This is a genomic window from Thermoactinomyces sp. DSM 45892 (assembly GCF_900107305.1).
Taxonomy (GTDB): Bacteria; Bacillota; Bacilli; order Thermoactinomycetales; family Thermoactinomycetaceae; genus Baia.
On sequence record NZ_FNPL01000015.1, the window covers coordinates 17,130 to 42,878 of the forward strand.

Annotated in this window: 22 protein-coding genes and 1 pseudogene; 13 read left to right on the forward strand and 10 right to left on the reverse strand. The window is 40.5% G+C overall.

From position 1 onward, the window contains the following. Nucleotides 1–51: 51 nt before the first annotated feature. From BLU58_RS12445 to BLU58_RS12470, 6 genes and pseudogenes are all read left to right on the forward strand, one after another. Complete coding sequence (locus BLU58_RS12445; protein WP_093292549.1) at nt 52–621, forward strand: DUF4309 domain-containing protein; 570 nt, start codon at nt 52–54, stop codon at nt 619–621. Between the two features lie 241 nt (nt 622–862). After that, a pseudogene (pgsB, locus tag BLU58_RS12450) lies at nt 863–2,017 on the forward strand (poly-gamma-glutamate synthase PgsB); the annotation flags it as partial. 131 nt (nt 2,018–2,148) lie between these two features. After that, nucleotides 2,149–2,610 carry a poly-gamma-glutamate biosynthesis protein PgsC gene (gene pgsC / locus BLU58_RS12455; RefSeq protein WP_093292553.1) on the forward strand — a complete coding sequence of 154 codons (462 nt, stop codon included), beginning with the start codon at nt 2,149–2,151 and terminating at the stop codon, nt 2,608–2,610. 15 nt (nt 2,611–2,625) lie between these two features. Next, nucleotides 2,626–3,789 carry a CapA family protein gene (locus tag BLU58_RS12460; RefSeq protein ID WP_093292555.1) on the forward strand — a complete coding sequence of 388 codons (1,164 nt, stop codon included), beginning with the start codon at nt 2,626–2,628 and terminating at the stop codon, nt 3,787–3,789. Next, nucleotides 3,786–5,423 carry a gamma-glutamyltransferase gene (gene ggt, locus BLU58_RS12465; RefSeq protein WP_093292557.1) on the forward strand — a complete coding sequence of 546 codons (1,638 nt, stop codon included), beginning with the start codon at nt 3,786–3,788 and terminating at the stop codon, nt 5,421–5,423. Before BLU58_RS12460 ends, ggt begins: the two co-directional genes overlap by 4 nt. Continuing rightward, entirely contained in the window at nt 5,383–6,030 is a 648-nt protein-coding gene (locus tag BLU58_RS12470) for a hypothetical protein (RefSeq protein ID WP_093292559.1), read from the forward strand. The genes ggt and BLU58_RS12470 overlap by 41 nt, the downstream gene beginning before the upstream one ends. A gap of 54 nt (nt 6,031–6,084) precedes the next feature. Here the strand turns inward: BLU58_RS12470 and BLU58_RS12475 are convergent, their stop codons facing one another. From BLU58_RS12475 to BLU58_RS12500, 6 genes are all read right to left on the reverse strand, one after another. After that, nucleotides 6,085–7,248: a sugar ABC transporter permease gene (locus BLU58_RS12475; protein ID WP_093292561.1), complete on the reverse strand. Its 1,164-nt coding sequence runs from the start codon at nt 7,246–7,248 to the stop codon at nt 6,085–6,087. After that, entirely contained in the window at nt 7,245–8,768 is a 1,524-nt protein-coding gene (locus BLU58_RS12480; RefSeq protein WP_093292563.1) for a xylose ABC transporter ATP-binding protein, read from the reverse strand. The genes BLU58_RS12475 and BLU58_RS12480 overlap by 4 nt, the downstream gene beginning before the upstream one ends. 159 nt (nt 8,769–8,927) lie before the next feature. Further along, a complete protein-coding gene (xylF, locus tag BLU58_RS12485) occupies nt 8,928–9,974 on the reverse strand; it encodes a D-xylose ABC transporter substrate-binding protein (RefSeq protein ID WP_093292565.1) in 1,047 nt (348 codons plus the stop codon). 114 nt (nt 9,975–10,088) lie between these two features. Further along, nucleotides 10,089–11,642, reverse strand: a complete 1,554-nt coding sequence (locus BLU58_RS12490) for a response regulator (RefSeq protein WP_093292567.1) — start codon at nt 11,640–11,642, stop codon at nt 10,089–10,091. Further along, nucleotides 11,617–13,086 (reverse strand): sensor histidine kinase, encoded by a 1,470-nt coding sequence (locus tag BLU58_RS12495; protein WP_176786660.1) that lies wholly within the window; start codon nt 13,084–13,086, stop codon nt 11,617–11,619. Before BLU58_RS12495 ends, BLU58_RS12490 begins: the two co-directional genes overlap by 26 nt. Further along, nucleotides 13,073–14,080 (reverse strand): substrate-binding domain-containing protein, encoded by a 1,008-nt coding sequence (locus tag BLU58_RS12500; protein WP_176786661.1) that lies wholly within the window; start codon nt 14,078–14,080, stop codon nt 13,073–13,075. The genes BLU58_RS12495 and BLU58_RS12500 overlap by 14 nt, the downstream gene beginning before the upstream one ends. Before the next feature lie 162 nt (nt 14,081–14,242). Here BLU58_RS12500 and BLU58_RS12505 point away from each other — a divergent pair, with 162 nt between their 5' ends. Next, nucleotides 14,243–14,773: a hypothetical protein gene (locus BLU58_RS12505; protein WP_093292573.1), complete on the forward strand. Its 531-nt coding sequence runs from the start codon at nt 14,243–14,245 to the stop codon at nt 14,771–14,773. 21 nt (nt 14,774–14,794) lie between these two features. On the opposite strand, the gene uvrC is transcribed toward BLU58_RS12505, so the two are convergent. After that, on the reverse strand, nt 14,795–16,588 hold the full coding sequence (gene uvrC / locus BLU58_RS12510) for an excinuclease ABC subunit UvrC (RefSeq protein WP_093292575.1): 1,794 nt from the start codon (nt 16,586–16,588) through the stop codon (nt 14,795–14,797). A gap of 244 nt (nt 16,589–16,832) precedes the next feature. On the opposite strand from uvrC, the gene BLU58_RS12515 reads away from it, so the two are divergent. The 6 genes from BLU58_RS12515 (at nt 16,833) to BLU58_RS12540 (ending at nt 23,318) form a co-directional block, all read left to right on the forward strand. After that, complete coding sequence (locus BLU58_RS12515; RefSeq protein ID WP_093292577.1) at nt 16,833–17,774, forward strand: hypothetical protein; 942 nt, start codon at nt 16,833–16,835, stop codon at nt 17,772–17,774. Between the two features lie 165 nt (nt 17,775–17,939). Next, nucleotides 17,940–18,968: a hypothetical protein gene (locus BLU58_RS12520; protein WP_093292579.1), complete on the forward strand. Its 1,029-nt coding sequence runs from the start codon at nt 17,940–17,942 to the stop codon at nt 18,966–18,968. Between the two features lie 140 nt (nt 18,969–19,108). After that, on the forward strand, nt 19,109–20,188 hold the full coding sequence (locus tag BLU58_RS12525; protein WP_093292581.1) for an efflux RND transporter periplasmic adaptor subunit: 1,080 nt from the start codon (nt 19,109–19,111) through the stop codon (nt 20,186–20,188). Then, nucleotides 20,185–20,886: an ABC transporter ATP-binding protein gene (locus BLU58_RS12530; protein WP_093292583.1), complete on the forward strand. Its 702-nt coding sequence runs from the start codon at nt 20,185–20,187 to the stop codon at nt 20,884–20,886. Before BLU58_RS12525 ends, BLU58_RS12530 begins: the two co-directional genes overlap by 4 nt. Continuing rightward, entirely contained in the window at nt 20,883–22,085 is a 1,203-nt protein-coding gene (locus tag BLU58_RS12535; protein ID WP_093292585.1) for an ABC transporter permease, read from the forward strand. The genes BLU58_RS12530 and BLU58_RS12535 overlap by 4 nt, the downstream gene beginning before the upstream one ends. Before the next feature lie 255 nt (nt 22,086–22,340). After that, on the forward strand, nt 22,341–23,318 hold the full coding sequence (locus BLU58_RS12540; RefSeq protein WP_093292587.1) for a hypothetical protein: 978 nt from the start codon (nt 22,341–22,343) through the stop codon (nt 23,316–23,318). Nucleotides 23,319–23,359: 41 nt separating this feature from the next. On the opposite strand, the gene BLU58_RS16510 is transcribed toward BLU58_RS12540, so the two are convergent. From BLU58_RS16510 to trxA, 3 genes are all read right to left on the reverse strand, one after another. Then, nucleotides 23,360–23,521 (reverse strand): hypothetical protein, encoded by a 162-nt coding sequence (locus BLU58_RS16510; protein ID WP_165873732.1) that lies wholly within the window; start codon nt 23,519–23,521, stop codon nt 23,360–23,362. Nucleotides 23,522–23,592: 71 nt separating this feature from the next. Further along, nucleotides 23,593–25,017, reverse strand: a complete 1,425-nt coding sequence (locus BLU58_RS12545; RefSeq protein ID WP_093292589.1) for an NAD(P)/FAD-dependent oxidoreductase — start codon at nt 25,015–25,017, stop codon at nt 23,593–23,595. Nucleotides 25,018–25,227: 210 nt separating this feature from the next. Then, on the reverse strand, nt 25,228–25,542 hold the full coding sequence (trxA, locus tag BLU58_RS12550) for a thioredoxin (protein ID WP_093292591.1): 315 nt from the start codon (nt 25,540–25,542) through the stop codon (nt 25,228–25,230). Nucleotides 25,543–25,749 lie beyond the last annotated feature (207 nt).

The window sequence follows — 25,749 nt, forward strand, 5'->3', positions numbered from 1 at the left end:
TTATAATTTATTTAAGATTCAAATAACAATCCAAATCTTAAGGGGAACACAATGAAGAAACTATTTACCTTTAGCATAATCTTATCTACTGCCTTAGCCGTAACTGGATGCTCTTCAGACAAAACAGCAAGCGTACAAGCAAATAAAACCAATCAAACATCCGCACAAAAAGAAGCTACATCCGAACCTAGCACCGAAGTTCCTTCCTTCGATGATAACAGCCTTCTTGACGTAAAAAAGCTTGCCGAGTCTGGCAAAGGATTTAATAGCGGCGAATTTGGGATTGGTTCATCAATCGAAGATGTCCAGAAAAAGTGGGGCAAACCCAGTGCTGGTCCTAACTCTTCTAGCAAAGAAGCCACCTATACATATAACAACAAGTCAACTGAATTCAAAGTCACAGGAGGCCGAATCACCACCATTAGCTATTATGGCTCCGATTTAATCCAATTTACTTCCAAGGACATACTCAGCAAACTCGGAGAACCAACCAACTCCCAAGAATCCGAAGCAAAAACGATTCTCACCTATGAAACAAGTGGCGGCTACAAAGCTATCTTCATATGCCAGAACAATGGGTCCGATGAGTATAAGTTGCAAGCCATTGATGTGGTGAAGTGAAGAGATTAGGTGAACTGCACATCTAATAGTTGGATATGAAAATTTGGATTATCCCCTTAATGCCTACCTAGAGGGGATTTTTTATTGAAGTCCCCAAAAACAGGAATTTATTTCTTTTTTTAAAAAAATAGATCAAAATGATAAGAATTATGCTATAAATATAATGATGAACAAGGCGTTTATGTAATACAACGCCTTATTACTAGTTATCATCTATACCATACATAGGAGTGAAAAGAGTATGTGGATCATTCCCCTAGCACTGGGGGTTTTGTTATTTCTAGGTATCTGGGAGAAAAAACGTCACCAAAAAAATATCGACTCCATTCCCCTTCGTATCAACATTAATGGAATTCGCGGAAAATCAACTGTTACCCGATTAATCACTGGAATTATGGTAGAAGCCGGTTACCGAACAGTTGGGAAGACCACTGGGACGGCGGCCCGAATGATTTATTGGGATCGTGAAGAGGAGAAGCCTATTAAGCGTCGGATTGAAGGGCCAAATATCCGAGAACAAAAAGTAGTCGTGGCAGAAGCCGCCGAATTAGGAGCCAACTGTTTAGTAAGTGAATGTATGGCTGTCAATCCTGATTACCAAATTATTTTTCAAGAACAAATGCTCCAAGCCAACATTGGGGTCATTGTAAATGTATTAGAAGACCACATGGATGTCATGGGACCTACCCTAAAACAAGTAGCAGAGGCATTTACGGCAACCATTCCTTACAATGGCCATCTCATTGTCTCTCAAGGAGAGTATGTTCAATTCTTCAAGCGCCAAGCGCGTAAGCGAAATACAATTGTGCACATAGCAGATGATTCCCGTATCTCGGAAACGTTTTTACATCAATTTGACTATGTAGTCTTTCCACAAAATGCTTCCCTCGCTCTTGCGGTAGCAGAAGCACTAGGAATTGATGAAGAGACTGCATTTCGTGGTATGTTACATGCTCATCCTGATCCAGGGGCAATGAGAGTTTTTCCACTTGATAATTCTGCAAATCCTTCTTACTTTGTAAACGGATTCGCAGCAAATGATGCTTCCTCAACTCTCAATATTTGGGAAAGAGTATCCACATTAGGTTATCCCACTCAAGATCCAATTGTCATTATGAACTGTCGTGCAGATCGAGTTGACCGAACAGAACAATTCGCACGTGATGTACTTCCTTTCATACAAATCGATACACTCGTCCTGATTGGACAAACCACGCAACCTATAATTGATGAATATAGAGCTAACCGGATTGTGTGTAACCAATTATTAAATTTAGAAAATGAACCCACAGAAGTCATTATGGATGCAATCCGTTCAAAGCTTGTTGGTTGTTGCGTATATGGTGTTGGTAATATTCATGGATCAGGGGAACCCCTTTGTGAAATTTTCGAGGAGATGAATGATCTCGTAAAGCAACAACGAACTAATGCAAGCATACCAAAGTCAACACGAGACATAATCAAAAGCACTAGAATCGAGAGAGTCGCAAAAAGATCTCGTCGTGCAATGATCTAGGAGGAAATACGTTGTTTGGTTCAGATTTATATATTTCACTAATTATCGGGGTTGTCTTAAGCTTATTATACGCAGAAAAAGTAGGAATTGTCCCTGCTGGGCTAGTTGTACCAGGTTATATGGGATTAGTATTTGATCAACCCATATTTATTGGCTCTGTTCTCCTTCTTAGCTTTCTAACCTACTTAATCGTTACGAAAGGTGTAGCTCGTCTTACTATTCTTTACGGTCGCCGTAAGTTTGCCGCTATGCTGACTGTTGGAATCGCACTCAAACTTCTATTTGATATATTAGCCCCCACTCTCTTTCCCTATCTACCTTTTGAGATGCAGGAATTTAGAGGGATTGGAGTGATCGTGCCTGGATTGATTGCTAATACAATCCAAAAACAAGGTTTTGTTCCGACTGTAGGAAGTACTTTATTATTAAGTGCAGGCACATTCTTAATTATGTTTGTTTACCAACTGTTTTAGGAAGTGAATGAAATCATGTTAAATTGGCAACAAAAACTACAAATCTACATAAAAAATCAAAAACGCCACGCAACCATCCATACTATCATCGCGACCGCAGTCACACTGGTATTCATCACAGTCTTCAACTTATTGGACCGCCCATCTATCGAAAAGATAGACAAAGATCATACTAGCAAATTAACCGTAACTCTTGTCGGTGATATGATGTTTGGCAGAAATATCAGCGATGTAGTCATACCTAATTATGGTCATGAAGGACTATTTCGCTATACACTCCCCTATCTAAAAGTATCTGATTACACAACGGGGAATTTTGAAAGTCCAATCGTATTAGCAGACGGATACAATAAAGCGGATAAATTTATTCATTTGCGTTCTCAACATGGGGCGGCTCCCGCCCTTAAAAAAGTAGGATTTCATTCTGTCAATCTAGCTAATAATCACATGAAAGATTATGGGAAACAAGGGTTGATTGATAGTCTTAACACATTTGAAAAAAATAAAATAGCGACAGTTGGAGCAGGAAGAGATTTGAAAGAAGCAAGTAAGGTCTCTTATGAAACAGTAAGAGGGATAAAGATTGCTACATTAGGAATTTCGGATATTTTACCGAGAGAATTTGGTGCTAAAAAAGATCGCTCAGGTATCCTCCCAGCAGATCCCGATATATTCTTTCCACTAGTGGCCAAGGCCAAGCAAAATGCGGATTTAGTAATCGTTCATATACACTGGGGAATCGAATATGACAGTGGCTATCATCCAAGACAAAAGGATATCGGGCACGCTTTAGTAGACGCGGGTGCAGATCTAGTCGTTGGACACCATCCACATGTACTAGAGCCAGTAGAAGTATACAAAAATGGTGTGATTTTTTATAGCCTTGGAAATTTTATTTTTGATCAAGGTTGGTCACGTACGCGTGAAAGTGTACTTGTACAATATAAATTGCTGAAAGATGGACAAGCACGGATTGAGTTAAATCCTATGTTTATTCGAGAAGGTCAACCTAGACCTCTCTCTGGCTGGTCTGATCTCTATCGCCGTGAAAAAATATTTTCTCAGCTAACAGAAGAAATGATGTTTACCGATAGTTGGAATCAATCATGGAAGCGCGATGGAAATAAGCTTGTTCGAACAATACCAACAAGTGTGCGGGCAAAGGGGACTCCAGAATGAACAATCGTGCCTTTCATATCGTTCTCTCTAGCATAATTATTGGGGGACTTATTATATCGTATTTTTCTCAAAAAGATACCCAGCAAACCGATCTAGAGCATTCACCAACTACTTCGAAAGCTTCCAAATACGGTGTAGCTGCTGCACATCCTGAAGCGGTAAATGTGGGAATGAGAGTGTTAGAACAAGGCGGTAATGCAGTAGATGCAGCCATTGCGGTCTCATATGCACTTGGAGTTGTCGAGCCATTTGGTTCTGGAATCGGTGGAGGTGGTACCATGCTGATTCATCCTAATAATACTAAAAAATCACCAACTATCATTGATTACAGAGAGACATCTCCCCATGAAGGCGAGACACCTACAGATGGAATCGGTGTTCCTGGTTTGGTAAAAGGTATGGAGCTTTCCCATAGTAAATTTGGTAGTATGCCATTGGAGAAGTTAATTCAACCTTCCATTGAATTAGCAGAAAAGGGATTTGAAGCAACCACTCTTTTAAGCAATCGACTTCGAGACGCACAGCATCGTCTCAATGTAGCCAAGCTACCGCATCTCTTCCCAAATGGATCTCACATTCAACCAAAGCAGCTTATACAACAAAAAGAATTAGCAACTACATTAAAGCTGATTCAACAAAAAGGTTCTTCTGCATTCTACGGTGGTTCCATCGCTCAAAGCATCTCACAAGCTTCTAAAGGAATTACCTTGTCTGATCTTACTCAGTATCAAGCGGATGAAAAAAAACCCCTTAAAATTAAATATCAAGGATATGAAATGCTGACGAGTCCTCCTGCTGGAGGTGGTATCATGCTCGCTCAATCTCTACTCATGTCCGAAGAGACAAATGTTCAAAAATCACCAGATCTATCATCTAATCAAATACACTTACTAGGGGAAATTCAAAAACGTGTAAACACATCTCGTGCTAAGTTCCTAGGCGATCCAAAGTACTCTTCCATTCCTATGAGTGACATGACAGATAAAAAGTATATGATGGATCTCATTCAAGATATTAATCCAAATCATCTTACCACCAGTTATAAAAGTATAGTCGATTCCTTAGCTGACAAAGAAGAGCATGATAATACAACTCATTTTGTCATCGTTGATAAATCAGGGATGATGGTCTCTTCTACAAACACTCTTAGTAACTTCTTCGGTTCAGGAATATACACACATGGCTTTTTTTTAAACAACCAGTTAAAGAATTTCAGCATTAACAAAGCTTCTCCAAACCGTGGCACACCAGGTAAGCGTCCGTTAAGCTATACTGCACCTACCATTTTTGCGAAGGATGGACATCCTGTCATTGGGATTGGCAGTGCTGGAGGAAAGCGTATCACACCCGTTCTAACCGAAGTCATTATTAGACTGATTCAATATAAGCAACCTATACAACAAGCAATCAACCAACCACGCTTTCTCGTTGAAGGAAATCAAATTTACGTTGAACAACCTCTCCCTGCCGATATACAAAGTGCGTTACGTCAAAAAGGATATACCATTCGAGTAAAACCACCAGGTTTATTTTATGGTGGTGTTCAAGGGATTCAAATTGATCATAGCAAAAACACGATTGAAGGTGGATTTGATGCCAGACGTGATGGGGCCTTTCGCGCCTCGGGCTCGTAGGAAATCATTAAAATCTAATGAAAATATGAAAAAGCTTATACAGGTATTTATTCCGTTTCTTGTTCTAGGATTCATTTTATATATCCTAATTGATTTTCGACAAGTAGAAACATTACCTTCGGAAGAGAAAAAAGCCATTGAACGATATCGACAAGAACTAGTAAAAGGTACTCTACTTAACAAAGATACTGGGATTTTCTATAAAAAAGATTTTGATATACTGGCTACCTCATTAGATCGGTTGCACCAACATGCAAACTATGTTGTCTTCGGTCCTGAGTGGGGTTATCAAATCTCCAACACTAAAGAGGAATTTGCGAAAATAAATTCCGTATTAGACAAGCCAGAATACCTTTCAAATACAAGTAGTAAAGACCTCATCAAGGCAATAAAGGCTGACTTATCTATAGCTCAAAAAAAGTATGAGTCTAGAGAGTCACATGATATTTTAGATGATCTTTCTACCTTAGTATTTATCGAGCAAATTGTAGAAGATCGACAATGGTCCAAAAGTCAAACAATCAGTCTTATCAAGCAACAAGGATTAAAGCTAGTGGCAAGAGACGAGCCAAAACCTACCAGTAACACTTCTACTTCAACCCAATAATAGAATAGAAACAGCCCACATCCTATCAGAATGTGGGCTTCACCTATTAATAGATTAACTATTTTTCGCCTTACTTCTACTATATATATCAAACCACACAGCAAACACCAGTATCGAACCCTTTACAATCAACTGCCAGAACGAATCAATGTTCAAGATACTCATACCATTATCGAGACTGGCCATAACAAGTGCTCCGATCATCGCTCCGGGGATCGTGCCGACTCCGCCCATGAGGCTGGTTCCGCCGATGACACATGCAGCAATGGCATCCAGTTCATACATGGTACCAGCACCAACGGTAGCGGCATTCACCCGTGCGGTTAGAATCAAGCCCGCTACTGCAGCAAGTGTGTTACATAGTACGAAGATCAGCATGATTTTTCGTTTCACATTAATACCCGATAAGACAGCCGCTTCTGAGTTCCCACCGATCGCGTATACCTGACGACCAAATACGGTTTTCTTCGCGATAAAGGTAAATACGATGGCTAAGAATACGACGACCATAAAAGGAATCGGAATCCCTTGGTATGCATTCATCACCGAAACGACGACGAAAATTAAGGCGCTGATTCCAAGCCAAATTAGGCCGGTCATCCACACTGGAGCGACGGAAAAACCAAATTTCACTCTAGATTGACGTTGACGAAGTAGGAAGATTCCTGTTAACACAATCGCTACTCCTGCAACGATGTACCCCATAAATGGAAGAATAAATCCTTGTCCGAGCGCTTTAAAACTCTCTTTTAAAGGGGCAATGGTTTCACTCTTCGTAATCCCTTGAAGCGCACCGCGAAAGATCATCATCCCGCCTAACGTGACGATAAACGCAGGGACAGCCCGATATGCTACCCACCAACCTTGGATGAGACCAATAATTGCCCCGAGTAAAATCGTCACAATCACGACGGGAACCGTGTCCCAACCGTACCAAACGTGCAGGATTCCCGCAATTCCACCTGTTAATCCCACCAGAGAACCAACAGATAAGTCAACTTGCCCTGCTACTAGTACGAGCACCATTCCAATTGCTAGAATGGAGGTAACCGACATCTGAACAAATAGATTGGAAAAGTTACGAGCTGTTAAGAAGCTATCATCCATAAAAGAAAAAAAAGTCCAAATCGCGATAATGGCTATGATCATAGAATAGGCACGCACATCTAAGCGAAACAAATCTTTATTAAATTTAGCTGAACCTGTTTTTGTTGTCATATCTGGTTCCCTCCTGTCGCTGCAGTCATAATTCGTTCTTGAGTCGCCTCTTCTGCTTTCCATTTAGCGGTAATTGAGCCTTCTGCCATAACGAGAATGCGATGACTCATTCCTAAAACTTCTGGTAACTCGGAGGAGATCATTAAAATCGAAACTCCTTCGCGCACCAACTCATTCATAATTTGATAGATTTCATATTTCGCCCCGACATCCACTCCACGGGTTGGTTCGTCTAAAATAAGCACTTTTGGCTTCGTCATCAACCACTTACCCAACACAACTTTTTGTTGATTCCCACCACTTAATGTTCCCACCACAGTCTCCAGCGAAGGTGCCTTCACTCCTAGCTTTTGAAAATAGGACATCGCGTGAGAGACTTCTTTGCTAGAATTGATCCCCGTCCAACTCGATACCTGCTTCAGGCTTGGCAGCGTAATATTATCTTGAATACTTCTTTCTAATACGAGGCCTGTCCGTTTACGATCTTCCGTTACCAATGCAATCCCGTGAGCAATGGCGTGTTCTGGTTGTTTGATCATAACGGGTTTGCCCTCTATTTTCACGGTACCAGACGAACGGCCGTCCAATGCTCCAAATAAGCTCATCGCTAGCTCCGTACGTCCAGAGCCCATTAAGCCTGCGATTCCTACAATCTCACCTTTTCGTAATTGGAAGGAAACATCGCGAATGATCTTCTTGTTCGGATCTTTTCGGTCCGTTACGCTGTAATTCGCAAGCTCTAGCACTATATCACCGGGAGTCGATGCTTCACGAGGAAAGCGGTCTTTTAACTCACGACCTACCATGAGAGAAATCACCTGGTCCTCGTTTACCTCATCAATCGATTTCGTCGCAATCGTTTTCCCATCCCTTAGAATCGTAATCGAATCCGAAATGGAGAAGACTTCGTTTAGCTTGTGAGAAATGTAGATACAAGAGACTCCACGTTCCCGAAACTTCCGCAATATATCGAGTAAAATCTCAACTTCTTTTTCGGTTAATGCCGCCGTTGGCTCATCTAAAATCAAGATTTTCGCATCTTTCGAGAGAGCTTTGGCGATCTCCACAAGCTGTTGTTGACCAATTCCCAACGTCCCTGTTACCGTCTCCGGATGAATACTAGACAACCCGACTTGCTCCAACCAATAAGCCGTTTCAAGATGCTGACGATGGGCATCGATGACACCGAACTTGGCATGCTCCTTACCAAGAAATAAATTCTCTGTCACAGACATCTCTTTCACCAGTGCCAGTTCTTGATAAATGATAGCAACTCCCGCTTTTTCAGCATCTTTAATCGAACGAAACGTCTGCTCTGTCCCCTCAATCTCAATAGAGCCCTCATACGAACCATACGGATATACACCACTTAGCACCTTCATCAAAGTCGATTTCCCAGCGCCATTCTCCCCACAAAGTGCATGGATTTCGCCCTTCTTTACTTGAAATGTAACACGATCCAGTGCCTTTACCCCAGGAAACTCCTTCGTAATCTGTTTCATCTCCAAGGCGATAGTCATCTTATTTCCTCCCCCCCTGATAGAACGTGTGGAACATCTCTGCTCCACACGTTCATAAAATTACATGATTTTTATTCCATTAGATGAAGCTCTAGATTTCCAAATTCTGTGGTAACCCCTGATTATCCAATAAACATCATTAGCGTGTCTGCCATAAGATTACTTCTTCGAAATATCCTCTTTCTTATGAAACCCATCGGCCACAACCGTAGCATCAATATTTTCCTTCGTCACCACAATTGGATCTAGCAAAATAGAGGGAATCTCTTTCTTCCCATTGTTTACAGTTTTATCCGTTGCGATCTTCTCACCTTTAGCGAGCGAAACAGCTAACTCCGCCGCTTTTTCAGCAATCAACTTGATTGGCTTATAAACGGTCATCGTTTGTGTACCTTCTACGATCCGTTTAATCCCTGCCAACTCCGCATCTTGACCTGATACAGGAACCTTACCTGCTAATTTTTGTGCTGACAGTGCTTGGATCGCTCCACCCGCAGTGCCATCGTTAGCCGCTACGACTGCATCGATTTTATTCTGATTAGCTGTCAAAGCATTTTCCATGTTAGAGAGCGCATTTGCTGGATCCCATTCTTTCGTCCATTGATCATAAACGATTTTGATATCACCTTTATCAACCAATGGCTTTAGAACTTTCATTTGTCCCTTTTTAAATAGATGAGCGTTATTATCCGTATCTGCACCTTCGATTAAGGCATAATTTCCTTTAGGAGTTTTCTCCACAATCGCCTTCGCCTGCATTTCGCCAACACGTTCGTTATCAAAAGAAAGGTATAAGTCCACATCAGAGTTTTTAATTAAACGATCATATGAGAGTACTTTTACACCCTCTTTATGCGCTTTTTCCACGATTGCCGCGGCTACTTCCGCATTATGTGGAACGACAACAAGTACGTCTACCCCTTGACTGATTAAGTTCTCAGCTTGAGAAATCTGCTTCGCGTCATCACCATTTGCCGCTTGTACCTTTACCTCGGCTCCTAATCCCTTCGCCTTGGATACAAAAATATCGCGATCTTTTTTCCAACGCTCCTCTTCCAATGTATCTAATGAAAAGCCAATCACAGTCTTTCCATCATCTTTTTTCAGCTTGCCACCTTGATCAGCGGCCGGTGCTCCCGTACTACACGCCGTAACAGAAAGAGCAAATGCACTTAATAAGCATAATGCTTGGATTTTTTTAAACATCTAGATATTCCCCCCTATAAATTCATAATTTGACTGTATCACGATAGAAAGCGTTTACATCATGAAACATTCTTCACTTTTTTGTTATTAGTAGCATTTTTATTAAATGGTTTTTTATTTTTTATCTCGATATTGCGAGGGGGAGAGTCCACATGTTTTCTTAAACACCCGACTAAAGTAATTCGGATCGTGATAGCCGACTGCATAAGCAATCTCCTTAAAACTAAGACCTCCTTGGCGAATATATTCTTTTGCACGGGAAATGCGGCATTGGGTCATGTAATCCACATAACTAATTCCAAATTCTTCTTTAAAACACTTACTCAAATAAAAGGGACTCAACTGAACGAACTTCGCTAATTGCTCTAGAGAAAGATCTTCCATAAAATGCTCTTCTATATATTTCTTTACTTGGTCAAAAGCATCAAACTGGGCGTTTTTTTGAAATCGTTGGTACGCAACATCTAGCTCCTCCATTTTCACTCTTGCTTCCTGCCACAATTCCATATAGGACTGCCCACGCAAAAGAATATGAGCTGGTACTTCTTTTACACCCACTTCTTCTAACAAATGAATTAATAAAAGAAAATGACCATATAAGCGTTGTCTTGCTTCTTCCAAAGGAGTTTGTTTCTGTTCCATTACGGATAACAAACAAAAAATTATCTCTTTTGTATCCTGCCATCTTTCATGACGTAGCGCTTCAATTAATTTTCGTTCGTACCATAATCGCTTATCATCTTCCCCATGTTCTTGAGATAGATCGTCATAAAATCGAATGCGGTATCCTTGTCCCATCCCTAGATCCGAACAAGCCATTAATGCCTCTTGATACGAGATACGCAAGTCATCAAGTCCATCCTTCGCACTCCCAACCCCCAACCCTATATGAAGCCTAGGATCGCGACAGCCGAGTCGACGAATTTGTTCCATCATCTTACCTATCAGGCGCCGCTCTTCTCCCTTTCGATGGAAAAATAACAGGGGTAGGATGTGGCCTGAAACACTCCCCACCATCATGTCATCACGGCCACGAAGCTCTGCTTGCATTTCACACATAAAATTCTTAAGAGATCGATCCTGCTGATCCCAGTCTTCTCTCAACTGTAAACTCACCACGATAACCGAAGCGGGAGGTTGAACCGCTACCTTCATGAGAGTCGACACCTCTTCCAAATCGATCTCCTGCACTTGATCAAAGAGCAATCGTGAGACAAACTCCGATTCAAGAATGGGTAAAGCTTTTTGGATCCGATTATCAGCCTCTTCTTGCGATTCTAAGCGAGATCTCTCCTGAACGATCTCCTCGCATAACTTCCAAATCGTCTCCACAATCACTTGTACCTTACTTGGTTTCAGCAAATAATCTTTTACTCCTAGTCGAATCGCCTGTTGGGCAAAGGAAAACGTATCATACGATGAAACAATCACTACCTTAATAGTAGGAAACCTCTCTCGAATTTGCCCAATCGCTTCTAAACCATTAATCCCCGGCATCTGGATATCCATCAGCAACAAATCTGGTTTTAGCCCTCCTGCCTTCTCAATCGCTTCACGACCATTTCCAACAGTCGCAACTACTTCCACTTGATCTAGATGAGTGGTCAATATTTTCTCCAATGCAACCCGCTCAATCTCTTCATCATCCGCGATCAAAATCCGAATCATCCAGTTCCCCTCTCTCCCCTAGCGTGGTAGGTATGAGAATCATAATCGAAGTTCCCTTCCCTACCTCACTCTGTATTTGCAAGAGATCCTCTCTGTGATAGTACAAACTAAGCCTTCGAATCACATTGGACAACCCTATATTTCCTGCCTGTCCCTGTGTGGCACGTGTTCCTTGCAGAATTTGTCTTACCTGATCAGGCGACATGCCAACTCCGTCATCAGTCACTTCCAATTGTACACCCTGCTCTACAGCCTGTACCCCAATCGAAATCCTTCCTCCTTCTTCCCTTGACTCAATCCCATGAATAAACGCATTTTCTACAAGAGGTTGTAGGAGAAAACTAGGCACTAGTACATGTAAACATGCGGGATCTATCTTCTCTTCGCCTTTTAATCGATCCGTAAATCGTGCTTGTAGGATCGTCATATAGTTACGGATCATCTCAATTTCTTCTGCTAATGTTACTTCTACATCTGCTTTTGCTAATTGATAACGCATCAATTCGGCCACAGTCGTAATGAGATCGCTTGTCTCAACTGACCCTTCTAAGTATGCTTTTTTAGCCAATGTATTTAACGTATTAAATAGAAAATGGGGCTTCATCTGATTTTGTAGATTCCGCCATTCCATCTCTTTTAGTAAGTATTGATACTCCTTGACCTCCTGCTCTAACTTCCCTTTCGCCTTTAATTCCTCAAACGACTTTTTCACACTTACTCGCATCTGATCGAAGGTTTGCGCGAGAAAGGCTGTTTCATCATTGGACTCCACTTTAATTGGCTGATCATAAACACCAGCAGAAATGAACTTAGCACCCTTGGTTAACAAGGCGATGGAACGGGTGATCCCGCGTGAAATCCAATAGGCACAGCCAAGCAATATGGCCATGATGATCAGAAAACCTTCCCAGCCTACTATCTGCAACTCCTTTGATGATTGGATCATTTGCGCATACAATCGCTCATGAATCGTCAGCTCATGTTCTAATAAAGAAAGAGTTGTCTCCGTAATAAATGCCCGCTCTTGCTCTGCCTTTCGATAAAACTGGGTAGCATCATCCGAGCGTTCTTGTTGATACGCTTGGATGGCCAAATCAGTACTTTCTATAAAACTATCAATCAGATGAGTATAATCACTCACACCTGCTGTATTCTCATCATTTTGCAGTAGTTTGATTTTACTTTGAGCTTGACGTAGTAGGTTTCGAGTAGATATATAATGCTCCTTCGACTGCTCCGATGCCTCATGTAGAAGATCATTCGTTCGAATGAGCAACTGCTCAGATTGAACAGAAACTTGTTGAAAAATCAAATAACGTTCTAACACCTGATTATATTGTTGTAAAAATAGCTGATGAAAGTACTGAAACATCAACCAAAACAAACCGAAGACAAGTAACAAACAGCTAGCTGATAATAAAATTTTCCCTTTAATGCTCTTCATTACGGAATCGGCTCCCTGTGGATGTCTGCAAAGTCGAATCTGTATAAACATGGCTTGGTAATGGTAGCCGCTCTCCCCGAATCCAGGAAAGAAGATACTTTATGCTTTCTTCGCCCATCTTCCTGGGATTATCCACTACCACTGCCTGTACTTGCCCTTTTGCAAATAAATCAGTTAATGACGCAACATCTTGAAACGTATATATCTGAATCTTACCCAATCCCACACGCTGCTCGATCACACGGATGACCGCCTCTAACTCCTCCCCCTTTGACACAATGATCGCATCGAGATTGGATGTTCGATTTAATAATTCATGGGTCTGGCTCATCGTTTGCATCATCCCATTTCTCTCAGAAGAATCATAAATTTGCTTCACAACTTGCATACTCTTCTGGCTTGCTAAACCTTGCTCCGCACCTTTTATCCGTAACATCGCTACCATTTGATCTGTTGATTGGCCAATAATTCCAACAGTTGGATTCGATTTTTTTCCTAAATCAACCCGCACTTTTTCACCCAGAATCCTCCCCGCCGCTATATGATCCGACCCCACATACATCTTACGGAGTGAACTCGGTATATCTGTACCAATTAAAATAACTGGAATTCCACTTTCGGTTGCTTGATTAACCGCCTGTATAAAAGTAGGATCATCTATACCCACTACAATAATGCCATCTACTTTAGCTGAAGTAACCTTCTGTATAACTCGTGCCATCTCCAATGCATTTCCTCTATATCCTCCATGCAATTCCACCGTTATTCCTTGCTTTTTTGCTACCTCTTGGACCCCTAACTCCACCTCTTTAAAGTACAAATCACGAATTGCCGGAGAGATTAAGGCGATTCTGGGTGTTTCTTTTACAGATAAAGCCGGTTTATGGATCTGTTGCAGAGTTCGGTATGTATGAGTGAGCTGGTAGACCGGTAGATAAAGTAATAACAAACAAGCTAGACTGATCGCACCTATTAACATTTTTCCTTTTCTCATAGTTCCTCCGCTCAATAAAATCATCAACTACAGAATACATGATTTCTCTACAAATTAATTATTTTTTATTTTTTATGGTTCTAAAACATCATTTAGCAAAATATACAGTATATTGTGTTTCTAAAAACACAAATGAAAACGGAATAGGGAGATGATCGTTTTATGAAAAAGACATGGTTATATAGTATGATCGGGGCCTTACTATTTACGATTACATTTGGACTACCCACAGCTGATGCCTCCGCAAGCAAACAGGATCGACTCGCTGTAAATCTAGAGGCAAGCACAAGTGTTGGTCAATATCAAATTGTGGATACGGATGGAAAAATTTATACGTATACCGATAGACAAAGCTATGAAGCAGCAGAACAACATTTTAAAGCAAAATGGGCCATCGCAGCTAAAAAAGTAGTAGGTACACTCGCTTCCGACTATGCTACTGAATCATACGAGCATCGTGGATTTGGTGGATGGAGCTACACAACGCCCGTTGGCTACTCTACCAACTTCAATAACAGCAAGTACAATGATGAGATTTCTTCCATTAAAACGGCACGTAGAAGCTCTGGAACGAAGGTTTGCTACCATAAAAATGGCGGTGAGCCTTGTAAAACATTTGGTCCAGGACTAGACATCTCCTATGTAGGTAATGGTTGGAATGATCAAATCTCGTATGTAAATGTATACCGTTAAGTCATAAAAAAGCAGAGCCTATCAGTCCGGTAGGCTCTGCTCTCCTTTTTCCCCTAGTACCTGCATAATCGTTTTCGCTAGTTGGTCCCCGAGCCCAGCTTTGCGAAAATCCTCTAAACTCGCACGCCTCATCTCATCGATTGATCCAAAGTGACGATAAAGTTGCTGTTTCCGCTTCTCACCTACTCCCGGAATCTCATCGAGAACGGATTGAATCATCGATTTCCCCCGGGTTTGGCGATGGAAGGTGATTGCAAAGCGATGAACTTCTTCTTGAATTCGTTGGATCAGATAAAATTCTTGCGTTCCCCTGCGTAAATGAACGGCATAAACAGGATCACCGTACAACAATCCGGCTGTTTGATGCTTTTTATCTTTCACCATCCCAGCAATTGGGACATATAATCCCAATTCGTTCTCCAACACATCAGCGGCCGCGGACATTTGTCCTTTTCCGCCATCCACTAATATCAAGTCAGGCAATGGTAGATTGTCTTTTAACACTCTCGTATACCGTCTACGAATGACTTCACGCATCGTTCCATAATCATCGGGACCTTCGACTGTACGGATTTTATACTTGCGATACTCTCTCTTATCCGCTTTCCCATCGATAAATACGACCATCGCTGAGACTGGATCGGCCCCTTGAATATTTGAATTATCAAATGCTTCGATCCGCCTTGGCAATCCAATATTTAACACTTCTCCCAAGTTACGAATCGATTCATCCGTCTTAGCCTGATTTCTCTCTAGTAATTGAAAACGTTCTGATAAGGCAATCTTGGCGTTTTCTGTAGCCATCTCCACCAGATTCTTCTTAACTCCTCGCTGAGGAATACGAACCTTTACACTCGGAACCAATTGAGCCACTAACTCCGCATCAACTCCAACTGGTAAATGGATTTCCTTTGGCAACACAGGCGATTCATGATAAAACTGCCCTACAAAAGTAAGAAAATCTTCCCCCGCTTCCCCATAGTATGGAAAAATCGACACTTCTCGCTCGATTAATTTCCCACGACGCACAAAAAAGACCTGTACACACATGGAACCTTTGTCTACATAATAGCCAAATACATCTCGATCCACATGATCTTGGATCATCACATTTTGCCGTTCCATCGTCGCTTGAATATCTTGTATCAAATCTCGTAGTTCCTTAGCACGCTCAAACTCCATCGCCTCTGCTGCCTCTTCCATCTTCAGGCGGAGCTCCTTTTGTAGCTCTGGATAACCACCACTTAGAAAACGCGTGATCTTTTTCGTAATCTCTTCATAGCTCTCAAGTTCCACCTCATATTCACAAGGAGCTAGACACTGATCCAGATGATAATAAAGACATACCCGTTTCGGTAGGCTGTGGCATTTTCGCAGTGGAAATAAACGATCCAGTAGTTTCTTCGTCTGTTGGGCAGCACCGGCATGAGGATATGGCCCAAAATATTTAGCACCATCCTTGCGTACTTTCCGGGTCACTTCCAAACGTGGATGTTTCTCTTTCGTTAATCGAATATAGGGATAAGACTTATCATCCTTTAACATCACATTGTATCTAGGACGATGTTTCTTAATCAGATTTAATTCTAAAATCAACGCTTCTAATGGGCTGTTCACAACGATATACTCAAAATCAACGATATCCATGACCAGACGTTGTGTTTTTGCATCATGGGAACCTGTAAAATAGGAGCGCACTCGACTCCTAAGGCTCTTCGCCTTCCCTACATAGATGATCTCTTGATCTGCATTTTTCATCAAATAACATCCAGGTTGATCAGGTAGTAAGGTCAGCTTATCTTTTAATAACGACACAAGGCGCCCCCCTCCATACTGTAACCCCGTACATCTGTTCTATAAAAGACATTTTAACACGTTTCCAAACAAAAAAATCGAAATAAAATTGAAATAATCGTTTTGATCTCTATAAAATAAGGAAGGATAATACTTGTTACACAATGGACAAACTTCTTAGAGTTATAATACAATGCTAAATGCAATTATTTTTTACAATCAAAGGAGGTGCTGTCTATTAGCGGGACTACCCTAGTAGACACATATGGATATCTTAAAAAAACATGGTTCTAAACTTATCGCTGGATCGTATCTCGGTTTTCTTACCTTCGGGGTTCTTACCCTTATCGTTTCGCTTATCCTATTTGGAATTCTAGGCACCATTTTTTATCAAGCATTTGATATTAGCCAGTTAGATTTTTCTAATTCTAATCCTGATATGGAGACCATTTATAAGCTAGCCGATTCGATTGGCTACGCAGTCATTATCATGATCCCTCTTATGATCCTCATTTATTTCGCATCTATGGCACTCCTCACTGCTGGAATGACGGGTGCAGTCAATGATGCTGTATATCATGATCGATCAAGTGTAAGTGGCTTTCTGACACACGGATTTAAGAAATTTTGGAAAGTGACAAAACTATTCCTTGCATATTTGATTGTGCTCTACATCCCTATTATCTTGGTCGAAATATTCATTTCTGCTATCTCAAACCATTCTCCTGCACTCGAAATTTTGTTACTAATTCCATTTTATATCGTAACCATTCCATTTCACATCTCGATGGCACATGGAACCATTCTTTGTTTGCAAAAGGATTTACGTGTTTGGGCAGCAGTAAAGGCAGGATTTCAAACCCTTACTCGCGCATTTGGGCAAACCTTCCTCAGTGGTATATTATTGCTAGTCCTATCGATCGCATTGATGATCGGATTTGGAATCTTATTTGTACTTGGCAGTGTCATGATAGGTACATCTTCTGAGCCAAATCCCCTCTTTATTGTCATGATGGGTCTTGTGATCGGTGTGATAGCCCTAATTATATCCCCGCCTGTCTCCATCATCTATCAGCTCATTCTAACCAAAAGATTTAAGGAAATCATTGAACCTCGTGTGTTTGGTTATGATTCCACAACGGAACAGCAAGGCTCAGACTCAGATGTAGATCCAAATTCAGATGTAGAACAATCAGACGAAAAATAAAGCAAACGATCATAAGAGAACTTCACAACAGAGAAGTTCTCTTATATTTATATTCGTTATAAAAATAATTTTAATAATTAAATGTGTATAATATAGACGGACTTCTGCAATCTGTATTAAGATATTTATTGTTGTTATTCTTATCAAGGGAGTATGTATAAATAAATGGATATTGTAAAACGTCACGGTTTAAAGCTTTCGGTCAGTGCACTACTGGGTTTCCTCACACTAGTGCCTATTATCATTATTGGATTTTTATTGTTAGCATTAGTAGCCCCACCAGACGAGGTCCTCAATAGTGAAGGGATTGCCAGTTTTATAGAAGATAATTCCTTTAGTTTGACCCTTGGTTTCATCTTTATGATAATCATTTACTCTGTTATTGCCAGCTATCTCGCAGGAGGACTCATTGGATCTGTTAACGATGTGGTGTTTCGAAACCAATCTTCAACAGTAAGCTTTGTTCAACATGGCTTTAAGAATCTTTGGATGACATTGAAAATGATACTCCTCCTTTTCCTACTATTTGTAGTAGCAATTATTATGATTGGTATTTTAATGAGATTCATTTCCGAATTCAATTATGCCTTAGCAACACTCTTGCTTCTTCTACTCTGTATTTTCCTCATTCCTCTTTCTCCAGCTATCAATCATATCTTGATTATATATTATGAGCAAAAGATAGGAGCCTTCCGTTCCATCAAAGCTGGACTAGAAACTTTCAGAAAGGCATACAGACAAAATTACCTAAGTGCTATTATAGCCTCTTTCTCAGCATTATCTGTCTATTTGATGGCTATTACGGCAATGGTTGTTTTAGCATCAGTGGTCTTTCTACTCAATCTGGCAATAACAAACCCAGATACGATCGCATTGGATGAATGGAGAGAAGAAAATGAGCTCCTTCAATTTATGATTTTCTTCCTATACTTGTTAATCATTCCTATCATTCAGATTGTGAGTCAATTAATTATTACAATTCGATTTAAAAATAAGATAGCACCCATCGTGTTCCCTAATGGTTTACCAAAACAAGAACCCTTTACTCAGCAACATCTCTATCCGCAACAACCATTTCATAATCAACACCCTTACCCACAACAACAATCGAATCAGACACAAGCGAATAATCACCCTTACCCACAACAACAACAACAACCGAATCAACCAGATAATCCCTTTAATTGGGGATAATACCAACCAAAGTTTGACAGAGGCTCTATTTTATATAGATAAGCATATTTTTTTTGCATTAGAGGAAAATTAGGATGATAATCAATAGCTTAATTGGGTAAAGAGTGGTAACTGTACATATTTCATCATAGGAGGTCATCATGAGGAAAAAAGCATGGATTTGGGCGGGAGTCGTTTCTGTTATAGCGCTGTTAGTAGGGGTTGCTATCTTACAAAAAGGGGCAAAAAAAACCGATGTGCAAGTAACAACGTTGCAAGAATATAATATCCAAGAAAGTTTTATGACCGCAGGCACACTAACGCCTGCTGATGAAGAGGCAATCTTCCTTCGTCCTGATCAAGGCGAATTAAAGAAAGTTTGGGTGAAAGTCGGAGACAAAGTAAAGAGAGGGGATAAGTTGCTAGAATATAAAAACCCCGCTTTGACAACCGAGCGCGATCAAGCCGACCTGCAAGTGAAATCGGCAGAGTTAAAATTGAAACAGCTTACTTCTCAAAAAGGGGCAAGTAAAGGTGTTCAACCAACTATGCCACCAAGCGGAGAAAATATTGATCAACAAATTCAGCTAGCTAAGCTAGAAGTAAGCCAAGCAAAGAAACAATTAGATATCGCCAAAACCAAAATAGCAAATCTGGTTGTCAAAAGTAAGGAAAGTGGTGTAGTGGCCCAAGTAAATGAGGATAGCAGTAGCCCTACCAACACAAAACCGATCGTCGTCATTGCCACTGTAGACAAATTAAAAATTAAAGCAACCATTTCCGAATACGATGCCTTAAAAGTAAAAGAAGGACAAGAAGCTACTGTTAAGAGTGATGCCATCCCAGACAAGACATGGAAGGCGACTGTTTCACAAGTAGGGCTTCTACCCGATAGCAATAATACAAGCGGCTTACCAAATGAGAAGACTCAAGCAGCGAACTATCCAGTCGAGTTGTATCTAAATGATCAAATCCCTATAAAACTCGGTTCACAAGTAGTTGTAAATATAATCTCTTCTTCTAAAAAAGCAATGAGTATACCACAAACAGCTATTCAAGAAGATAACTCTCAAACATTTGTATTTGTTGTGGAAAACGGGAAAGCGATTCGTAAGCCCGTCAAATTGGGAGCTAAAGATGAAAAAATGGCAGAAGTCGTATCCGGAATCTCAGCAACAGATAAAGTAATCGCGAAACTACCTTCTACCATTACATCCGGGATGGATGTGAATCTGAAATGATCCAGCTAACTGAAGTTTGCAAGACGTACCATTCTGGAAAATTACATGTACCTGTACTACAAAACATTAACTTCCATGTAAAGCAGGGTGAATACGTTGCGATTATGGGACCATCTGGTTCTGGAAAATCAACATTGATGAATATAGTCGGCTGCTTAGATCGCCCTACTTCAGGTAGTTATCAAATAAATGGGAAAGAAGTTTCCCAAATGGAGGACTTGGAATTAGCGAAAGTACGAAATCGCATGATTGGATTTATCTTTCAACAATTTCAGCTTTTACCTCGGTTAAGTGCACAAAAAAATGTAGAGCTCCCTCTCGTTTATGCTGGGATGTCAAAAAGTGAAAGAAGTAACCAATCAGTGGAAGCCCTTCGAAAAGTGGGACTCGAGGATCGAAAAAGCCATCGACCAAAAGAACTATCTGGCGGTCAACAGCAACGTGTTGCCATTGCGAGGGCTCTTGTAAATGATCCCCGTGTCCTCTTAGCTGACGAACCTACTGGAGCACTAGATACGAAATCGGGACAAGTCATCTTAGAATTATTTGATGAACTCCATCAAGAAGGGCGAACCGTCGTCATGATTACGCACGACCCTGAAGTGGCGAAGAGAGCTCAGCGGCAGATTATCATTCGAGATGGCGAAATCATCGAAGATTCCATGCCATCCCATGGAGTAGGACGGAGGTCACTATGAGTATATGGGAAAACATAAAAATGGCTTTAGACTCCATTGTCTCCCATAAACTTCGTTCGATTCTAACGATGTTAGGGATTATTATTGGTGTTGCTTCTGTCACGATTATCGTGGCGATCGGCCAAGGAGGGACCCAGCAATTAACGGAGTCCTTTACGGGCACTCAAAACTCGATTAGCTTGATGCCAAAGTCGGATAATGAAGCTGGTGGATTCGCGATCCCCAATCCAAATGAGAAAGTGTTTACTGAAAAGGATATTGAAAGCCTAAAATTAGTCCCAGGGGTCAAGCAAGTCCTAACGACAGGTTCCTCCATGTCTAACGTTCAATACCAAAAAGAAAAAGTATCACAAACCTTTATAATCGGCTTTAGTGATCCATCCTACCTAGAAATGTCCAATGTAACGATAGACAAAGGGCGATTCTTTCAAGGGAGCGACTTCCAGAGTAGTAATGCAGGAGCTGTTATTACGGATGGGGTAGCAGATAAACTATTCCCAAACGAGGATCCGATAGGAAAGATTATTAAAGTAGCTTCCAAACCGATTACTGTCATTGGTGTCACAAAACCTTCTAAAGGAATCGGCTCTTTTATCAAAATGAATGAAGTATTCCTCCCTTCTCGAACATGGAAGAGTGTGTTTGGAGTCATGCAAATCGATTCAGTAACCCTACAAGTAGAAAATACCAACGATATGGAAAAGATCGGAAAGAAAGCAGTACAAATTTTAAATCAAAATCATAGTAAAAAAGATGGGTATGAAGTTCAAAACCTACAACAGATTTCAAAAGGAATCGAAGAAGTCGGCAATATCATGACTCTCGTCATCGGTAGTATCAGTGGAATCTCTCTTTTAGTCGGCGGGATCGGTGTGATGAATATCATGTTAGTCTCTGTGACTGAACGAACAAGGGAAATCGGAATTCGTAAGGCATTAGGTGCCTCCCGTGGCAACATCTTAACCCAATTCCTCATTGAATCCATTACACTCTCGTCAATAGGTGGAATCATAGGGCTAGCGATTGCTGGACTGGTAACCACAATCCTACAGTCCTTAGATCTATGGCCTGCTCATATCTCATTGTCAGTAGCACTGGGTAGCATTCTATTTTCGATGTTATTTGGGGTCATATTCGGGCTTCTTCCAGCTAATAAAGCGGCGAAATTAAACCCGATTGACTGTTTGCGACATGAGTAAAGTAAAACATCATACTGTTTTTTAAATCCTAACTCCCTGTATGTACCTATGTTTAAATTACTTACAGGGAGTTTTGTTTTCATGCTCGAAGTTTGGTAATACCAATTTTAATATATTTATATTAATTATTTTTATATACATTATAGACACATTTCTATTTTGTGCATTACAATAACCTTTATTGTAATCAATTCAATTGATTTATGATTAGGGAGGTGCTATCTATTAGAGGTGCTCCTTCTAATAGAGTAAAGTATGGTAAATAGCTTGCAGCGTCATGGATTAAAACTTTCAATAGGCATTTTACTTGGACTTATCTCATTTTGTTTTTTGTTACGTTTTGTACTAAGTATTGGGTGGGAATTATTTCTCGGGGATGAAGCGGTCATCGACATTTCTTCTATCGACGATCTATCTAGTGCAATTGTTTCTTTTAAAACGTATATCGGCCTAACTCTGGTACTGAGTAGTAATTATTTCTTGGCCGGTCTAGCAGGTTCTTTTAGCGAGGCAGTGTATCGAGATCAATCTTCATTCAAAAACTTTATGATGTATGGAAGTACAAGATTCTGGGAAAATTTAAAGATTACAGCAGGACCGCTAGCTATTTTTTTCTTGATTGTATTATCGAAAGGAATTCCGTATATCGTACTCTTTATTCTATTTCTCTTATTTATTCCTGTGGGGATGGCATTAAACCATGCTTGTCTTATTCGATATGAGAAGAAGTTAAGTACATTGGATTCACTACAAGCTGGCCTAAAGACTCTTACTAAGCTTCCCATCCTAACCATAATAAATGGCCTTCTGGCCCTACCTATTATGCTAGTTCTTTATCTCCTCACTTTAGGATTCAAAACAGAACTATCTAGCTTCTTTATGTCGGGTAGACTTGAACCCAACACTTCTTTTATGTTTTTACTTTTACTCGCACTGCCGTTGGCGCTTACTCTAGGTCAGATGGTCATTACCACTCGATTTAAGGATCAAATCGAACCACTTATCAACTTTGCTTTTCCTAACACCCAAACAAACCCGTTTCAAGGACCAAATCAAACGACTAACCATTACCCACAATTCAACACACTACAACTGAATCAACCAGAAACGAATCAACAACAACTAAACACAACTTCAAATCAACCACAACCAAGTCCGTTTCAACAACCTGCTCAACCTACGAACCAACAACGGTCCCATCCACAATCAAATCCAGATCAGTTTAACTGGTAACATAAAAAACGAGCCTCCCCGAAGGAAGCTCGTTTTTTATGTTATAACGATAACTCTTGTCGTTTATATAATTGATGTAGTAACGATTGAGTTGCCATTTGATCCATCCGCTTTTGAACCAGTAATTCACGAATTAAGTAATAGGCCGTTTCCACATCTTCTTCTGGCAATAGGTCTACCAATGCGTGGATTTGGTCTCTCATAGTATTCACGTCTCCTTAATACTATCTTAGCGCATGATCCCAAATTTGTGCAATTGGTAGAATCGATAAAATTATTGATTTCGGTTTTGAAGGATGTGACGAGCAACATGTATACCAGCAGCCGATGCTTGAGCTAAGCCACGAGTAATCCCTGCTCCATCTCCAATCGTATATAGCCCTTTAATCGTTTCGGTTTCAAAGTGATCGTTTATTTTAGGACGAGCACTGTAGAATTTCGCTTCGACTCCATAGAAAAGGGTATGCTCATCTGCAATGCCCGGTGTTACTTTATCCAAAGCCTGAATCATCTCGATTAAAGAAAGCATCGTGTTATAAGGAAGAACAAGCCCTAGATCCCCCGGTACAGCTTCTTTTAGTGTTGGCTCTAAAAATCCTTCTTGAATTCGTTTGGGTGTCGAACGTCTCCCTTTATAGATATCCCCTACTTTTTGTACAATCACGGATCCATTCGAGAGATCATTAGCCCGACGGCTAACCTCTTTCGCAAACTCAATCGGCTTATCAAATGGATCAGTAAACGTATGAGATACCAGCAAAGCGAAGTTAGTGTTTTTACTGCCCAGCTTCGGGTCCTTATAGGAGTGACCATTTACTGTCATCACACCCGAATGGTTTTCGACAACCACATGTCCACTTGGATTAGAGCAAAAAGTACGCACTCGAGTCCCGACTGAAGTATTGTAAACAAATTTTGCCTCATACAAGTATTTATTAATCTCCTGCATAATCACATCTGAAGTCTCTACACGGACACCAATATCGACTTGGTTATTCATCATCTCCACGCCATTGCGTTTCAAAATGTTACTCAGCCATTCGGATCCATCTCTGCCTGGACCGATAATCACACGATCCGCTGTATACTCATCTCCATTTTTCAAACGAACACCGCGGACCACTTGATCTTCCACAATCAAATCTTCCACATATGTTTTAAATAAAAAATCCATTTTATTTTCCATAGTCTGGAATATATTCTGAAGGATTTTTAAGTTTTCTTCGGTCCCCAGATGGCGAACACGTGCTTTTAATAATTTCAGTCCTGCCCCAGCAGCTTTTTGCTCGATTCGACGAACATCATCTGTAGTCGGGTCTGTAATCACAGTAGTACCACCATGTTCTAGGTTAACGGAATCTACATATTCGATTAGCTCCATCACCTTAGAGGGCGGCAAATAATCTTGCATCCAGCCACCAAACTCTGTCGTTAAGTTAAATTTCCCATCACTATAGGCACCAGCACCACCCCAGCCAGCCGTAATCGAACAAGCGGGTAAGCACCCTGCATACTCTTTCTTCTTGGTTGCAGGGGGACACTTTGTAATTTTATTTTCTAAAATTGGGCAACGTCGTTGACGAATACTATGCCCTTTATCTATAAGAAGTATTTTTAGGTTTGGATTTTTTTTTGATAATTCATAAGAAGCGAATATTCCGCTCGGTCCAGCTCCGACTACAATCACATCATAATGCATACGGATCTGCCCCCTTCATTTAATTTTAATTTCTGTTATGTTCGCTTTTAATACAGGATTAAAAGATCAACCCGATGTATCGTACCATATATTCCTCATAAAAGCGAACTATTTTTACCATCATATTATATTCATTCGTTTTTTGATTTATTTATAGAATAATCAAATAATTATACCCAAATAAAAGACCCCCATTGGGAGCCTTAGTCATTACTTCACCATATCAAGGATTGCTTCTTTTGGCTGTACACCAGATACCTTCTTCACCTGTTCGCCATCTTTAAAAACAATCAAGGTAGGAATCCCCATAACTCCGTATTTCGTAGCAAGATCTGGATTGTCATCCACATTTACTTTTACTACTTCTACATCTGATCCTACTTCTGTATCTACTTCTTCTAAAATCGGAGCAAGCATGCGACAAGGTCCGCACCACGGAGCCCAGAAATCCACTAAAACCGTTCCAGTTCCTTTGGATTCAACTTTTTCACTAAAGTTTTGTGTATTTAATTCAGCGATTGCCATCGTTGAAATCTCCTTTCGAAGTCAGCAAAATCGATCTAAAGACTAGCTCTCTACAAGCCATCTTCACTATTTAGTATACCACTCCCACAAAAAAAGTTCCAACTGTTTCGTTAAACGAAATAAAAAGTGGCATTAGAAGACAATCTTATCATCACCGATACTATATAATGGGATTTATTAAAATACGGACGGATACATATACTTTAT

What these genes read in the sequence shown, in the direction of transcription:
- BLU58_RS12445 (WP_093292549.1), top strand. Translation starts at nt 52, where the DNA reads ATGAAGAAACTATTTACCTTTAGCATAATCTTATCTACTGCCTTAGCC.
- BLU58_RS12460 (WP_093292555.1), top strand. Translation starts at nt 2,626, where the DNA reads ATGTTAAATTGGCAACAAAAACTACAAATCTACATAAAAAATCAAAAA.
- ggt (WP_093292557.1), top strand. Translation starts at nt 3,786, where the DNA reads ATGAACAATCGTGCCTTTCATATCGTTCTCTCTAGCATAATTATTGGG.
- BLU58_RS12470 (WP_093292559.1), top strand. Translation starts at nt 5,383, where the DNA reads ATGCCAGACGTGATGGGGCCTTTCGCGCCTCGGGCTCGTAGGAAATCA.
- BLU58_RS12475 (WP_093292561.1), bottom strand. Translation starts at nt 7,248, where the DNA reads ATGACAACAAAAACAGGTTCAGCTAAATTTAATAAAGATTTGTTTCGC.
- BLU58_RS12480 (WP_093292563.1), bottom strand. Translation starts at nt 8,768, where the DNA reads ATGACTATCGCCTTGGAGATGAAACAGATTACGAAGGAGTTTCCTGGG.
- xylF (WP_093292565.1), bottom strand. Translation starts at nt 9,974, where the DNA reads ATGTTTAAAAAAATCCAAGCATTATGCTTATTAAGTGCATTTGCTCTT.
- BLU58_RS12490 (WP_093292567.1), bottom strand. Translation starts at nt 11,642, where the DNA reads ATGATTCGGATTTTGATCGCGGATGATGAAGAGATTGAGCGGGTTGCA.
- BLU58_RS12495 (WP_176786660.1), bottom strand. Translation starts at nt 13,086, where the DNA reads ATGAAGAGCATTAAAGGGAAAATTTTATTATCAGCTAGCTGTTTGTTA.
- BLU58_RS12500 (WP_176786661.1), bottom strand. Translation starts at nt 14,080, where the DNA reads ATGAGAAAAGGAAAAATGTTAATAGGTGCGATCAGTCTAGCTTGTTTG.
- BLU58_RS12505 (WP_093292573.1), top strand. Translation starts at nt 14,243, where the DNA reads ATGAAAAAGACATGGTTATATAGTATGATCGGGGCCTTACTATTTACG.
- BLU58_RS12515 (WP_093292577.1), top strand. Translation starts at nt 16,833, where the DNA reads ATGGATATCTTAAAAAAACATGGTTCTAAACTTATCGCTGGATCGTAT.
- BLU58_RS12520 (WP_093292579.1), top strand. Translation starts at nt 17,940, where the DNA reads ATGGATATTGTAAAACGTCACGGTTTAAAGCTTTCGGTCAGTGCACTA.
- BLU58_RS12525 (WP_093292581.1), top strand. Translation starts at nt 19,109, where the DNA reads ATGAGGAAAAAAGCATGGATTTGGGCGGGAGTCGTTTCTGTTATAGCG.
- BLU58_RS12530 (WP_093292583.1), top strand. Translation starts at nt 20,185, where the DNA reads ATGATCCAGCTAACTGAAGTTTGCAAGACGTACCATTCTGGAAAATTA.
- BLU58_RS12535 (WP_093292585.1), top strand. Translation starts at nt 20,883, where the DNA reads ATGAGTATATGGGAAAACATAAAAATGGCTTTAGACTCCATTGTCTCC.
- BLU58_RS12540 (WP_093292587.1), top strand. Translation starts at nt 22,341, where the DNA reads ATGGTAAATAGCTTGCAGCGTCATGGATTAAAACTTTCAATAGGCATT.
- BLU58_RS16510 (WP_165873732.1), bottom strand. Translation starts at nt 23,521, where the DNA reads ATGAGAGACCAAATCCACGCATTGGTAGACCTATTGCCAGAAGAAGAT.
- BLU58_RS12545 (WP_093292589.1), bottom strand. Translation starts at nt 25,017, where the DNA reads ATGCATTATGATGTGATTGTAGTCGGAGCTGGACCGAGCGGAATATTC.
- trxA (WP_093292591.1), bottom strand. Translation starts at nt 25,542, where the DNA reads ATGGCAATCGCTGAATTAAATACACAAAACTTTAGTGAAAAAGTTGAA.